12 protein-coding genes are annotated in these 15,110 nt (G+C 40.5%); 3 read left to right on the top strand and 9 right to left on the bottom strand.

All coding sequences use genetic code 11. From position 1 onward, the window contains the following. Positions 1-162: 162 nt before the first annotated feature. Positions 163-822: an ATP-binding protein gene (locus H5202_RS10380; protein WP_220493833.1), complete on the top strand. Its 660-nt coding sequence runs from the start codon at positions 163-165 to the stop codon at positions 820-822. Between the two features lie 263 nt (positions 823-1,085). Further along, entirely contained in the window at positions 1,086-1,424 is a 339-nt protein-coding gene (locus tag H5202_RS10375) for a cytosolic protein (RefSeq protein WP_182772018.1), read from the top strand. Positions 1,425-1,729: 305 nt separating this feature from the next. Here the strand turns inward: H5202_RS10375 and H5202_RS10370 are convergent, their stop codons facing one another. The 3 genes from H5202_RS10370 to H5202_RS10360 form a co-directional block, all read right to left on the bottom strand. Beyond that, positions 1,730-5,194 carry a PAS domain-containing protein gene (locus H5202_RS10370; RefSeq protein ID WP_182772017.1) on the bottom strand — a complete coding sequence of 1,155 codons (3,465 nt, stop codon included), beginning with the start codon at positions 5,192-5,194 and terminating at the stop codon, positions 1,730-1,732. 167 nt (positions 5,195-5,361) lie between these two features. Then, the gene (locus H5202_RS10365) at positions 5,362-5,649 is read right to left on the bottom strand and encodes a hypothetical protein (protein ID WP_182772016.1); all 288 of its coding nucleotides are present in this window, start codon (positions 5,647-5,649) and stop codon (positions 5,362-5,364) included. Positions 5,650-6,146: 497 nt separating this feature from the next. Next, positions 6,147-6,464, bottom strand: a complete 318-nt coding sequence (locus H5202_RS10360; protein ID WP_182772015.1) for a hypothetical protein — start codon at positions 6,462-6,464, stop codon at positions 6,147-6,149. Between the two features lie 280 nt (positions 6,465-6,744). Here H5202_RS10360 and H5202_RS10355 point away from each other — a divergent pair, with 280 nt between their 5' ends. Continuing rightward, complete coding sequence (locus tag H5202_RS10355) at positions 6,745-7,590, top strand: hypothetical protein (protein ID WP_182772014.1); 846 nt, start codon at positions 6,745-6,747, stop codon at positions 7,588-7,590. A 48-nt stretch (positions 7,591-7,638) separates the two neighbouring features. Here the strand turns inward: H5202_RS10355 and traN are convergent, their stop codons facing one another. The 6 genes from traN to H5202_RS10325 form a co-directional block, all read right to left on the bottom strand. Beyond that, positions 7,639-11,079 (bottom strand): conjugal transfer protein TraN, encoded by a 3,441-nt coding sequence (gene traN / locus H5202_RS10350; protein ID WP_182772013.1) that lies wholly within the window; start codon positions 11,077-11,079, stop codon positions 7,639-7,641. A gap of 1 nt (position 11,080) precedes the next feature. Then, positions 11,081-12,112 (bottom strand): TraU family protein, encoded by a 1,032-nt coding sequence (locus H5202_RS10345; protein ID WP_182772012.1) that lies wholly within the window; start codon positions 12,110-12,112, stop codon positions 11,081-11,083. Beyond that, positions 12,113-12,262, bottom strand: a complete 150-nt coding sequence (locus H5202_RS10340; protein ID WP_182772011.1) for a hypothetical protein — start codon at positions 12,260-12,262, stop codon at positions 12,113-12,115. Between the two features lie 2 nt (positions 12,263-12,264). Next, positions 12,265-13,404, bottom strand: coding sequence for a TrbC family F-type conjugative pilus assembly protein (locus tag H5202_RS10335; protein ID WP_182772010.1), 1,140 nt, complete (start codon positions 13,402-13,404; stop codon positions 12,265-12,267). Positions 13,405-13,411: 7 nt separating this feature from the next. Further along, a complete protein-coding gene (gene lepB / locus H5202_RS10330; protein WP_182772009.1) occupies positions 13,412-13,885 on the bottom strand; it encodes a signal peptidase I in 474 nt (157 codons plus the stop codon). Between the two features lie 136 nt (positions 13,886-14,021). After that, positions 14,022-15,110 (bottom strand): hypothetical protein (locus tag H5202_RS10325; RefSeq protein WP_182772008.1); only part of this gene is annotated, 1,089 nt, incomplete at its 5' end.

Below are 15,110 nucleotides of genomic sequence, written 5' to 3'. Positions count from 1 at the left end.
TCTAATTAGAGCGCCACCAGAAGAAGAATGTAAGAGTTGGAATATATTTCATTTCGATAACATAACAATAATGCTTTTGAAACTCAACCCTCTCAAGGGTAATTTTCAATATATAGCTTATGCAAAAAATAACTTTTATAGTAAGTATGGCGTTACGCCTCTTTGAAGGCTAGATTCAACAATGTAGTTAACTTATCTGGAGGGCAAGAAATTACAAACCCAGCGACTATGTGGAATAAAGAAGTTGAAAATGAAGTTGATTATATTTTTGGTAAAAAATCGGGGGAATCACAAGATTGGGATGTTCATATCATTAACTTAAAAAACATAGCAGATGATCATGCCCCAATGATTTTAGGTTCACTTTTAGAAATGTACTCTGATGTATTATTTAAAAGAGGCCAAGAACAGAATTATCCAACCATGCTGCTTTTAGAGGAAGCCCATCACTACCTTAGAGATCCCTTCGCAGAAGAAGGAACTCAGCTTAAAGCATACGAAAGGCTTGCAAAAGAAGGGCGTAAATTTAATTGTTCTTTACTTGTTAGTACCCAACGCCCCTCAGAGCTATCTTCCACAGTGCTGGCCATGTGTTCAAATTGGATCTCACTGCGCTTAACTAATGAACGTGACATCAATGCATTAAGACACGCGATAGAAAATGGTAACGAACATACTCTAAGTGAAATCTCTGGTTTACCTAGAGGCGATGCTATTGGTTTCGGGTCTGCATTCAATATACCTGTTAGATTTACGATTGATAAAGCGGAGCCTAGCCCTAAGTCTTCAGATGCTGCATTTGCTTCTATATGGTCGACATAAATTATTTTGATATATCAATTCGGATGACGATTAAGGAGTCAAATAAACGAAAACTTTTACAGAAGAATATTGATTAGCTTTTATATAGCAAATTAGAGGCAAGCAAAGTGAAGCAATGCTTTAATTCTAACAAATTTTGGGGCAAAGACGTGTTTCAAGGTGGCCTAGTGAATGACCGTAAATTGCACAGAATTACTAAATCTCTACTACGTTCTGCCCCTGATAATGTTAAAATCTCCGCATCAGAATTACCGAGAAACTCAATGTTTATCAATCATGTTAACGGCATCGACTGGCTAGTGATCACAGCTTTTGAAGAACTGAAAACTATGTTTATCGAAGAAGCCGGTACGATACCCTCTTGCTTCTCTACCGCCAGCGAATTGAACTTGGTTGATCAAGCAAAGCGAACTTATAGATATTTGCCTACTCTCAGCGGCGTAATCACCGATATCGGCACATATCAAAGACAGGGTAACGAAGAAGATTTGAACCCACAGCTTGCCTGCTTAGTTGAGGGACGTGGTCGGGTATTTATCTATCACGGCAGCTTTGTAGCTTTTGTGGATGACGAGCAAACCTTTATTACCCGAATAGACTGAAAATTATTCAGTAAGTTGAAATTGGCGAATTGGCATCCCTAGCAAGGAATGGGGCAAAAATGTGTTCCGCCCAAAACCCACTTTTGGACAAAATGCGTTAGTACTAACGCGCCATTTAGTATGTTTCATATTCATGTTTTATGGGTAAATGTTTACCTTCGCGTAGCTCGAAAACTCCAAGGCTTGATATAATTAACATCCCTATTTATTCTTGATTCTAGTAACATTTAAATTATTAAATAACCCGTAATATTCTTTAGAGCTACAACGGCCGTCAAAAATATAAGGCGGGGTTCACTGTAGCGTCATAATTTTTCCGTTAAAGATGTTAATTGCACAATCGCCGCTTCAAAATCTAACGCCTCTGCCGCATCTGACATCATCTTCAATTCCTCTTGAACCGATCCGTTGCCTTGAAGGATATCCTTCAGATCTTGAGCCATATCTATCGCCTTTAGATTGCCTGCTTTCAAATAGCGTTTGAGTTGAGTTAACTTGAGGTTAAGTTCTTCGGTCGAAACGACTAACGGAGTTGCTGCGCTCTCCTCTGGCAACGTTGCTAATAAGCGATGAATGTCTGACAGTTCACTCATTGCCAACTGCCTTAAGTTCGAAACCAATCCCACAGACAGTGTTTCGCAACGTGCGTCTGTTCTTGCATGCGCCAGCTTAAACTCGGTCTCCAGTTTGCACACCATTTGATAAAGTGAAGATAAACCAGCGGTCCCAGAGGTGCCTTTGAGGGTATGCAATAACGCAAGCAGAGCATCCCAGTCTTTTTTGTTCACGACATCTTGTAAGCTATGCAGCTGCTGCTCAAAGTTTGTTTCAAAACTGGTGATCAAGCGCCTAAAAAACGTGGCGTTGCCACCAAATCGTTTGAGAATACTTTCCAGTGTTTTATGGTCTGCTCCAGTGTCATCTTTGATCGTAGCTATAACATTTGGCTGCTCCGGAACTGATGCACTGGTACGTTTTGCAAAATGCAAAATACATTCGATGATTTTTTCTAAATCTAAGGGCTTACCCAAATGGGCATTCATGCCTGCTTGAAGGCATGCTTCCTGATCCGAAAGGTAAACATTCGCCGTCATCGCAATAATGGGCAGTTGTGCAAAGCCTGATTTAGCACGTATCCGTTTGGTTGCTTCAAGCCCGTCGATACCAGGCATTTGTACGTCCATGAGGACTAAATCGTAATGAGTAACGCCTGACAGCACCGCTTCAACACCTTCTTGGCCACCTATTGCAACATCAACGGTCGCGCCTTCATTTTGCAATAACTCCGTAGCGACTAAGCGGTTAAATTCATTGTCTTCAACTAATAATAAATGTATTCCCTGAAGACGCAGTTTACTTTGTGTCGGGAGCATTCGAGTCGACAATGCCATTTCATCACCGGCAATGGCTCGTTTTAGCAGGCTGTAAAGCTGCTTCGCAGTGACTGGTTTTGTTAAATAAGACTCAAAGACCTTATCTTCAGCTTGTTGAGCATGGATTATTTCTTCACGTCCAAAGGCGGTGACCATCACAATCACCGGAACCTGCTCAATTCCACCCTGGTTTTTGATTTCCCTCGCTGCATTTAATCCATTCATACCAGGCATCCGATAATCCATCAACACAGCATGAATGGTTTGTTTTTTCTCCATACACTGCGTAAATTGCGTCAGCGCCTCTTCCCCTGATCTCGCTTTAAAAACAGTTGCGCCGAACTGTTCGACAGAGTGTGCTAGCACTTCAAGGGCCGCTTCATTGTCATCAACAATAAGTACGTTGACATCAGAACCAATAGAATAGTGTTTTGCATCTTCCTGTACTGGATTGACCTCAATGGGCAGGCTCACATCAAACCAAAAGCAACTTCCGTTTCCTACTTCGCTTTTTAGTTGTAACTCCCCGCCCATTAAGTGGATCATCTGTCTACTGATCACTAAACCAAGCCCACTGCCGCCATACTTGCGGGCAGTAGAGGCTTCGGCTTGAGTAAAACCATCAAAAATTCGTTGCTGCTGCTCATGACTGATGCCAATGCCTGAGTCCGTCACACTGACTCTGAGCAGGCAGTTGTTGTTTTGAATGTGCAGCTGCTGTAGCCGAACGACAACCTCACCGGTCTCGGTGAACTTAATTGCATTTCCCGCCAGATTGACCAGTATTTGTTGTAATCTCAGTCTGTCGCCTCGGAGCGCATCTGGCAGAGTCGTATCAATATCAAATAATAGTTCGACGTTCTTTTTACCAAGATTAGGCGACAGCACAACAGCTAATTCACGCATCAAATCATCAAGCTGAAATGGGTGGCATTCAAGTTCCAACTTACCCGCTTCAATCTTAGAGTAATCAAGAATGTCATTGATCAAGTTAAGCAACGACTTAGCCGCAATCTGTGCTTTACTGGTGTAGTCATCTTGTTGTCGTGATAATTCCGTGGTTTTAATCAGCTGTAACATCCCTAAAACTGCATTCATAGGGGTTCTGATTTCGTGGCTCATATTGGCTAAGAACATCGATTTGGCAGTGCTGGCCGCTTCTGCTTGTTCTTTTGCCGCTTCGATTTGTCTTCTGGTTTCTTTTTCTTGGGTGATATTGGTATGCGTACCGACTACTCTGCTTGCTTCTCCTTGTTCATTTCGCTCGACAACTTTTGCTTTGTTCAGTATCCACAAATAGCCACCTGCTTTGTTTCTAAATCGGTATTCGTGGCTAAATGTGTCGCCATTTTCAGGCGTCTGAGTGACTTTATTAATTGCCGCAAAAACCCACTCAGTATCATTGGGGTGCAATCTATCAGACCATTCACTTGCTAAGAAGGCAAGCTCGCCCACCTCATAACCCAGCATTTCTATCCATGCTTTCGAAAAAACGGTGATGCCATTTGAAGGCGTCCAATCCCAAATACCATCCCCTGACGCGTCCAAAGCATAATTTAAACGTTTAATTAATGCTTCTTTTTCCAGTTCAAGTATCTTCTCCTCTGAGATATCTTGCGTAACCCCCCTTAAACCAATGATATTGTTATTTTCATCAAATACAGCTTCTCCACGCACCCACATCCATCCATGGCCTCCGTCTTTGCGAATGGTTGTAAGTTCTAATTCATAAGGAATGCCTTGCTCTTTGGAAATGGCTACAGAAGACGTTAAAATCTCCCAGCTTTGTGGAGTGAATAGCTTCATCTGCTCACTATAAAGGGGCGGCGGAAGTGCAGGGTCAAAGCCATACATTTTGTAAAGTTCTTCTGTCCAGACCACCTCGTTAGTTTTCAAATTCAGCTCCCAACTACCTACTTTGGAAACCTGTTGGGCGTTTCGAAGTTGGTCAGTCTTCATCTGAAGCAGTAATTCGTTGTTTTTAATCTCTGTAATGTCTTGATGGGCCCCTAACATTCTTATCGGTTTGCCATGCTTATCCCTGATAGCCAAGCCACGGCACCTAATCCAGACAGTTGAGCCTTTTTTGTGAGTATACCGTACCGTTTGATCGTAAGGATGATCCGGGTTTTCGCAATGCTTGATAAAGTTTTCTGTGGCAAGTTTTAAATCCTCAGGGTAGATAATATCTTTCCAAGCCGATGCTTTGTGGGGCATTTCTCGGTAGTCGTACCCTAAAACCGACCAAAATTTAGGATTCATCCATTCTTCTTCGGACCGCTCCAAATCCCAATACCACAAGCCATCTAGAGAAGACTCTTGAATAAAATCAAAAATTGACTCATCGGTTTTGATAAGTTCGTAGAGTTCTTCTTTCAGATAATTGGTATTTTTCATTTAGACCTATCTTTTTTAATTCTATGCAACGGTGTCGGCTATGAGCAGTGTTGAGGCTTAACATTTAACTTTGCCGTTTTGCGGACATGCGTTTTATCGAGAACCCAGTTTATCATTACACCTCTAATCTGGTGGCACAAATTCAGCGTGCAACTAAAGTTGTAGCGTCATAACTTTTCCGTTAAAGAAGTTAATTGCACAATCGCCGCTTCAAAATCTAACGCCTCTGCCGCATCTGACATCATCTTCAATTCCTCTTGAACCGATCCGTTGCCTTGAAGGATATCCTTCAGACCTTGAGCCATATCTATCGCCTTTAGATTGCCTGCTTTCAAATAGCGTTTGAGTTGAGTTAACTTTTGGTTAAGTTCTTCGGTCGAAACGACTAACAGAGTTGCTGCTCGCTCCTCTAGCAACGTTGCTAATAAGCGATGAATGTCTGACAGTTCACTCATTGCCAACTGCCTTAAGTTCGAAACCAATCCAACAGACAGTGTTTCGCAACGTGCGTCTGTTCTTGCATGCGCCAGCTTAAACTCAGTCTCCAGTTCGCACACCATTTGATAAAGTGAAGATGAAGTGGTCGCTGAATTTGGTCACTTAGATAGAGGTGTAATCTGACTTTACTTCCATATTTTTGGAATTACTAAATGTATCTCAAATTATTCCTCTGTGCACTGAGTAATTAACCGAACGTAGCTCACAATGGGGCATAAATGAGTTTGTAACATCGCCTTTGTCAGTTGCCAATGAGCAAAGAAAGCATCACCTCGATAAAACAATACTTTAGTTCAGTTCATCCTTACAACCGTAGGTATTAACCATTAATGTGGGTGTTACACCTTCAGGAATTCATAACATACTTTAATGTCTCTATTTCATATTTTATTACTCAGTTTCAGACTTTAATGTACGTCGACAATTCGATGAAAACAACTTAGCTTGTGATGCTTTACATGCTCGACTTATCATTCCAATATTTCTTTACGTCTTCTCGCCAGTGAGCATTCTTTTCTGGTACCAGTTCAAAAAAATATAATGGGCAATCATAAGCAAACGGTCCTGCAGACTCTGAGATTGATTTTGTTGCACCAATTAAAAAATTAATAGTTCGTTCTCCATTTTCTCGTTGCAAGATGGCCCAATAGCATTCGGTTGGTTGTCCTTCTGTCGAAACTGCATAGGTTTGTACATCGTAGCCTTGCGGATGTATCACAAGGGGTTTCCCCCACTCTTGTTCGCACCATTGATACCATTCAATTAAATCCACTTCTTGCTCCTGTATATTCCTTTACTCATTAATTTATGTGCAGCACAGCAATGAATCTGCTTTGCGTAATTCAGTGTCATATAAACGATAATCGAGATTAGTGCTTTCAAGTATCATTTAAGACTCTGAAATGCATTTCGTTTAATTTTACTCTGTTATTATTCTCACCAATGTTCTGTAACATTGTCAAAATATAAGTAATAGTTTGTGATGACTTCGGTTGCCCGATTTAACCCGAATGATAACCTACACATAACGAATAGAGGTAAGGACTCAATCAATGAAAAAGTTAAACAAAAAATTATTAACAATTAGCATGGTAGCAAGCTTATTGGTGGGTTGCGCTTCGACAGATCCCTACAAAGCTCAGAGTGATGACGATTTCACTTACAATCCTGATATGAGTTTTGCAATGAACGTAGTCGATGGCAGTTTAGGCTTCCATAATGGCTTACGCGATGCTGATGCACCTAAAAACGCCGATATGACTCCCGGTGCTTTAGACTATGCGGCTGACGGCATTATCGGCGCTGCATTTGGTGGTGGTTTTGGAGGTACTTTTCTTAGTATGTTAGGTACAAATCAGGGGAATAAGCCTCTTCATTCTTATTACGGCATTGTTTATTTCCCTGTATCTCAAAAAGGAAACGTTCAATCTATTTATGATAATGTTGAATCTGAGCTAATTCGCGTGGCTATCTCTACTCGTAAATTAGAATTTGTTAAAAAAGAAGATGGCGCTAATAACCAAGTTAAATTAACGTTTAAAGGTGAAGATTGTACTAAACATCAATCGTTAATGGGATATAAATTGGATGAGACTTGTAGTTTTATTCATTACACAAAACCACAATTACTAAAGTATTCAACGACAACGCCTACTGGTAAGAATGGGTTGTATGCAGTAATTGGTTATGAAACCTTTTTTACCGCAACATTTTTAGCTTTAGATCTTGATGAAAAATACTATTTTTTCAGCCCTGTTATTCGCAACAGAACAAAGTTTCCATTTATCTCAAACAAGGGAAAGATTTACCCATTTGTTAAAGGTGATGTTAGTTTAACTATTCCTGAGTTAATGAAAATAGATCCGTGGGTAAACTCTAATTACGGTTTATCTCAGTAATTTGCATTAGCTATAGCCACTAGCATCGTTAGTGGCTATGACTCTTATTTAATTCGATATTTCACATATCATTGGTCGTGGATACACAGAACAATCAATTTGAGTGGGATCGAATGTTTCTTTTAACTGGTTTGCCGCATCACTGGCGTCACCTTCAAACTGTGTGCTGGCACGTTCTTCAGCATTGTCTCGCTCCATTTCGACGCAATCAGGATCGTCGCTGTTTTCACAACTCAAATTACCAAACATTCTACCTGTACCTGTGAGGCGTTCTATGTCGTAACCTGACGCAGATAATATGTCAGCCTCATACATTGTTGATAGCCACTCTGATAAATCAAGCTGGTCAAAATCAATCTGTCCAAATTCTGCAATCGTAAAGCCTGGACAGCTAGTCATATCTTTACCTAACTGCTTCGAACCTTGGTCTGCAATTATCCTAGATAACATTGACGAGTAACAACACCAGTCTTGTCGCCTTAAGTAGCAGACGCCTAAAACTTTTTTGGCGCAATAACTGTTACCCACAGCAAAGCATTGCTTTTGAGCCAGCTTTACACCTACGTCTTGTTCGTTGCTATCACATTGAGTTAAAAGATTAGCTAGAATTTTTATTACGTTATAGATCGTGTAAATTAAGCCAATAAAACTAATTATGCTCATGACTTGGGAGGCTGCGTCAGTTAGAACTGTATCTCCAACTTGAGCCACACCTTGATCCACCATTTCAGTAGTTGCCTCCTGAAATATCATGCTAGCAATTTCTTCGGGTATGGCATTATTCAGAAAAGTATATAGCTGTTGTTGCATTGTATGCATAAGGCTACTTAATGCTTCTTCTGCTGTTGCCCCACCACCTAACTGAATACCTTCAGATACGCCTTGCATAAATTCAGGATCACCCATAACCGAGCTAGCAAAATCTACCACTGCGGTGGCGCCAGAATTCCACCCATCAACAAGCATTGTTGTAAAATCAGTGTACAGTCCACCAATTTGATCTGTTACCCCACCTGACAATGAGGACGATACATTTTTAAAGGTCTCCGTCTGCATCATCTTGTAGCCCATAGCTGCGAGTTCTAGATAATTAATCCCTGACGGTGCTTCACAACAATTATTGCCTAATCCGCTCAACTCCCAAGAACAATATTCAGGTTCTCCGGGAAATATCTCACAGGTGTTAGGATCTTCTGAAGCGCATGTTGAGTCATCATCAACCGTTTGTGCAATTGACCCCATTAACACAGCTTTTTCAAAGTCATCGCTTGTTTCGTCCTCGCCATAGGCACAATCATTCCCCATGCAAGGCAGCATTCCAGCACAAACATTTGACGTAGTTGTTTTGGTCGTTTCAAACGGCGTTGACACATCACATTGATATGTATCTGTATACATGTAGCAAATGTCATTTACTTCGTCATACCAGCCCTCGCCGCAGCTATCACCTGTTTTCTCACATAGGCTATTTGTTTCATATTGCCCACAAGAACCATCTAGATTTTTAAACTCGCTGTAGCTATAACATTGCTCTTCATATTCTTGCGTTTCTGGATTTAATACCTGCACACAATAGTCGGCACCTTTTAATGGATCGCAACTATAATTTTTTGCGTTTATTTTCCATGTAGCAACATGATACTGCCCTTCACCTTCATTATCGCCACCATAAAGCGCCGCCGGATTTGGATCCCCCTCAAACATTCTTGGTAACTGTGTGATTACATCTTGCGTATATTGTTTAGTGCCTTGTTCAACAATTTCCCATTCACTGAACGTGCAAAATGGTGTGACCTCAGCTGTTGGTATATATGTGGTGCAAGATGGAATGGTCGGGCAAACATTGTTTTTACAGAGTTCACTGACTCTTGGTGTGGCCGTACAAGAAAAACTAAATAAGTTGTGAGCATAGGTATTTACATCGCATTCTTTGAGTGTGTAAATAACATCATCTTTTTCTACTACATATTCGATCCCGTAAGAACCTGCATACGCTAAACTTCGCAGTTGCTCATATTCTAAGTCACCAGTGACATAGGTTACATTATTGCTGTACTCAAAATCATTCCCTATGCCTGTCTGTTTTTCACAAGGTATTTCTTCCATAAGACAAGTTGAAGAATTGCTATCATACTTACTACAAGATATAGCCATCCATTCGATACCATCGAATTCTTTTACGAAACCAGGTCCGGGGAACCATGAAGCAAGGCCTGAATGTGGCTCCCCTGGAAAATTTTGTACTAGGATTATTCGTTGTTCTACTGTAACACTAGAAGCACTCGTGCTGGCCGATTGGACATCATCGCTGGCAGCGGAATTTTGTACTGACGCTTTACTCATGAGCATCTTTGTAGAGGTATCACTTGATTCTGCAAGAATAGATTTTGTTGATAATAAAGACACTTCGTTTGGAGTCGTCGATGAGGAATCCAATGTACAAGTTGTATTATCTGGACAAATAGGTTTCCAACCTACTTTATCAGCACATCCTTCGGGGTATTGAGTGTACTTCTCTAAATATCGAGGTGTTACCCCTTCTACATATGCAGGATTTAACTCAAGCTCTCTAGTTACTTCACAAAAATCAAAGTTTTGGTGATTTGGTCGTTGGCAGATTTTTTGTTCCCACACGGGAATTTGTCGTTGTTCAGTTTCTGTTACCGTTTCATCTACACAAGACTGAGACCAAATGCCTTCGCCGCGTTGTGCATCACTGATCGCCTTATTTGTTTCTGTAAAAAAATATGCATCATGCTTAATTTTTGGAGACGGATTATCAACAGCACTCTTGATAAGAGCTCGATAAGCTTCGCTGTTCATTGTTTTTCCATCGGCCGCTTTTTCATATTGGGCCTTTAAGTCATCCCTATAAGCTTCTTCATCACCATAATTGTTTGGTGCATTGAATTCTTCATCACTTCTCAGCTGCTGATTCGTGAAGACTTCATTACTTTTTATGCTTGTTATTTTAGCGCCACGCTCTGACTCTGGGATCACTGTATAAATTAGGTTTCCGTCGTCATCCCTTGATAGTGCTGTACCTGCTTTTTCGTAATACTCAACATCAATATTACCATTTGTCATGGTCGGCGCTTTTGCCGTGTTACCGGTCACGCCTTCGCTCATGTACTTTTCAAATTCTTGATGGAAATCAATATCATTATATTGTGAAGTATCGACGGTTGACCCCGCCCCTGATTGACGGTTTAAAATATCAGACTCGAGAGTATTATTCAGTGCTGAGCCTTTATCCTTGTTATCCATCAATTTTTGATACAAGTCCGTTCCGTCTACATTTTGAGGTGTATCAAGTTGATATTTGGCTTCTAACTCTTGCTTGATTTCATCCAGTGCATACACATCAAAGGACGTAAATTGTGCTGTGATAGTAAAGAAAAAGGCCCAATGTAGACTGCCTCCAATCATGCAAAATGAAGTTAAATAAACACAAAAATTACGCCATAACATTGAATACGTTGAATTCATATTAATCACCGCTTCCTAACGTTAAGCAGCATTCTTTGAATTGCCACAACATATAAACGGCATCCTCCATACCCGGACGCATACGCCCCCCAACAGGTAAACACCATAGGTTTGTTGATTGGCCCATAGGGTGACAGCAGCTGCCGTTTGCGGTTGCTGCAGAAGCCTCGGCTCTTGGATAAATCATGCTGAATTTATATTGTGACCTTGGCGTAAATGGCGCAATAGAAGCCTCGCATACGTTGTCATCACCCATCGTTTTTTTAGCAAGCCCCTTACGATGCAGTGAGCTAATCATTCGTTGTGCTATTAAACTAGATTGAGCGACATTATCTTTTTGACCAATTATAGAACCGGTAAATGGATACAAATGCCCGTCACAACCAGCACATCCGAAAGTTGATTCTGGAGCTGAATCGGCCGAAATTAGTGCGCAATCTGTCGCGCACCATGGTTCAGCTAAAGGCGTGGCAAACAAAATTGCTTCAGGTGATAACATTAAAGCTAATAGGTCATTGTTCCATGTCGGATCAACTTCAGATAAATACATTAAATCTAAATCAACATACCCATCTTGATGGCAATCTATATATAAAATCTCTAACATTTCCATCAGCGGAAAAGCAAAATAGTGACTATTCCAAAATCCTTTTCCTTTTGATGCGTTAACGGTTCCCATCCCAATATAATCATCTTGAAGCGTAATGCCCCCTAACGTTGGACTGCACCAAGGTAATCTTACCGTTTCAATTAATCTCATTGGTGCAAAGTAAGATAGTTTTGTGCCTGCGTATGGCACACCTAAGTTATCGTTACATAGGCAAAATGGATCGTTGCTGGATGCACCATCTGGTTTCTTACCTATCCCCATTAATGAAAAACCTTCAGTGAAGCAACTCCAACAAATTTGATCGACTATTTTTGTCCACACCTCTGCATCTTTACAGATATTGTCTACTTGAGTATTCGCTGTCGCACTAAGACTTATGGCAAGACTAAAGGTCGCTATTAAGTTAATGAGCATTCTTTTCATTTATACACCTCGTAACATGGTCGATACGGAAGCAGAAAGCCATTGTACAAATTGAATAAAACCTTCAAGAATTTGCATTGCAACATCAGGCTGCATAAGGGTTAAATAAATGCCACCAACTACACCTAAACCTAAAAATGTTAGTTTCATGATTATTTTCTCACGTTGAATTCACGGACTTTAATGTAGTTTCTGTCAATGCTGACAAGTGAAGGTACAGACTTGATTGCAAACTTGGTGACCAGCTCTTGTTCCAATAAAAATATTTCCCTCTTGTAGCGTTTTCTTAACTCCGCTAACTGCTCCCAACCATCCCTCTCATCTAAGCCGGTTATTATGATTTGGTCACGGTAATCAAATTTGTCTTTGTGAGAATCTAACCAAGCCAACTGTAAGTGATCAGTAGGGTTGACGATATAAAGTCCCAAATACGCATTTGGGCTTTCAACTAGCGGATTGAATTTCGAGCCCGCTTTTGCAAGGATAACCCCTGCTTTATTGACTACATCGCGCTTAATCTCAACTGTGGCATCGATATAATACGTGTGGTCTTCAGCTGCTAAAGATAAATTGAATCTAGGCCTTTTTTTCCAATAATTTTTTGCCGCTTCTTGCTTCTTTTGTTCCCAATCCATTTGACTCATTCGCTGCTTAATTTGGTCTATCAATGAGGGTTCTTGTACTGGAAATGTTGCTCCATACGACCCAAAATCGGTTGTCTTTGAGACTGTGGCAACCTTCTCATTAAAAAAATCGACCTGAGTCATACCGCTCATTTTTATTTGGATAGTGTCGTTGTCATAAATTAATGCTGGAACACGTTGTATTTGATATAGCTTGAACCAGGATGGCCCAAATTTGACGGTAGGCTTATACACCATATCTTGTGTCATTGCCTGTAAGCGTGCCATTGTGTCCAGTATGTTTTTATCACCTTCAAACATGCCGTTGATGTACACAGTAATGCCAGAGGCAGCTGCGTTTTTAAATGCGTCAATTAACGAAGCTCTTGGCATAGACAGGCTTACAAACATAAACGATACCGATGAAGGTTTAGAGCTTGGGCTTTGCAAGGAAAGTGAACTATTATCAAATTCATTAATTTGCTGCTGGGCGTTTGTTAAGAAATCTTCTACATCTTTGGTTGACGAAGGCTCTTTACCAGATAAATTTAATCCATCAAACCACCCTTTATCTCGAGCCATTTCCATAGCTTTCTCAGGGGTAATGTCGTTTTCAACTATTGGTTTCGAATTCGCCATTGAGCATGTCGCAATTGCAATCAAAACCAATATTGTTCTATAACATTGCATACGCGTCTCCAATCATGTCGTCTCGCTGTATCGGACCCCAAAATCGGGAGTCGTAAGAAAGAGGGGTTTCACCAATAACAAAATACTGGCCATCATTTAAATAAAAATCTTTTACGACATCAGCCTCATCAACATCAATTTTCATGAGCAATTGCCGCATATTGTTTTTATAAACAATGCCGTTTACAGACACAGCATCAACACTCACTACAATATGATCTCCAGGCATACCCACTAGCTTTTTTATCCAGCGTGTACCTTTACTAAAATACGGTGTATTGGTTGGCAAACTGAAAGCGATCAACCGATTGCGCTTTATGTTGATATCTTGCTTATCCACCAAAAAATAACTGGCAAACAAACATGAATATTCTTGGCTTGGCACCGCGATAGTGAATCTTGCTGCTAATAACAAGATTGCAACTGAAATCAAAGTGAAGCTAATAAGTACGTGTTTCAATTTTTACCTCCAACCAGTTACTAATGAGGTATTTTAAAACATCGCACTGCTTAGTTTTCTTCGTTCAAGTGCCAATTGGGACGCTCAAATAAAAAAACCGCCAAAATGACGGTTTTTTTAGAGTTATTATGTTTACTTAAAAATTCGCTCTACCAATTCCTTTTGCTCCAGCGTCATCAACAGCTTCGATAACAATTGTTGCGGAAGGGAACTCATTGGCACTGAACCTTACTTGCGCACCATAGGGCGTAAATACTGTACCGTTAACAACCCATCGGTAATAACTAATCGTACCGTCGCTGTCTTTACAGTTTGCATCGACAATATGAGTACCATACTGTTCTCTTACGATAGGTTCACACACCGGCGCTTGGTTGTCTTTAGCATCAAATGACATCGTATGCTTACCTGTTTGGCCGAAATTGGACGTAACATTTAGCTCAATCTCATAATGACCCGATGGTAAGTTTTCGAACACACCTATTGCGCGACTCGATGGCTCACCTTGAACCCCATTAACAGTCCATTGATAGCTTTTCATAAAATCGTAAGGGTGGTTTGACTTAACGCTCGGATATAGCGAGATAGTCAATGGCATCCTCATGTATTTATTTGAATATATATCTGTAACCTTGAACTCTAGTGGATCTGGCTCAATCGCCTCAACAAATCCATCAATAAACGTAAAATTACCTCTATTATCTGAAAGTGTCAGTGTTATCTTATGAATCCCTGCTTGGATTACTTTAAAGTTCAACGTTTTACCGTTACTTGATGTTTTTTCAATAGCTGCTTCATCAAATGACCATTCGTAGTTAAAAATTACTCCTGGTGCATTAATGTATGGCATATTCAACATAGCGAAACCTGTTGATGGCACAAACTTAACGCTGTTGTTTACCGACAAACTTAATTTATCATCAGTCGGGAATGCATACTGGAATGTATTCAGCGTTATGTTGGACTCTCCTAACGTGACATCTTTATAACCTGAAAGCCATGCTCTGCCCTTCATGTTAAGTCTTTTCGACGCATCTAAGTCTTCTTCTTTAACCAAATAGACTAATGTGTCTTGGTTAGAGACTATGCTGCCATCAGGTAACACCCATTCCATCAATGCATCAACACCTGTTGCTGCGAATGGATTAACCACCTGTAATGTTAGCTCTATCTCTGTACCTACCTCTACAATGCTCGGTTTAGTTACATTGACCGTTAACGGTTT

This window comes from Shewanella sp. SG41-4, assembly GCF_014164505.1.
Taxonomy (GTDB): Bacteria; Pseudomonadota; Gammaproteobacteria; order Enterobacterales; family Shewanellaceae; genus Shewanella.
This window is presented reverse-complemented; position numbering and strand designations above follow the sequence as displayed.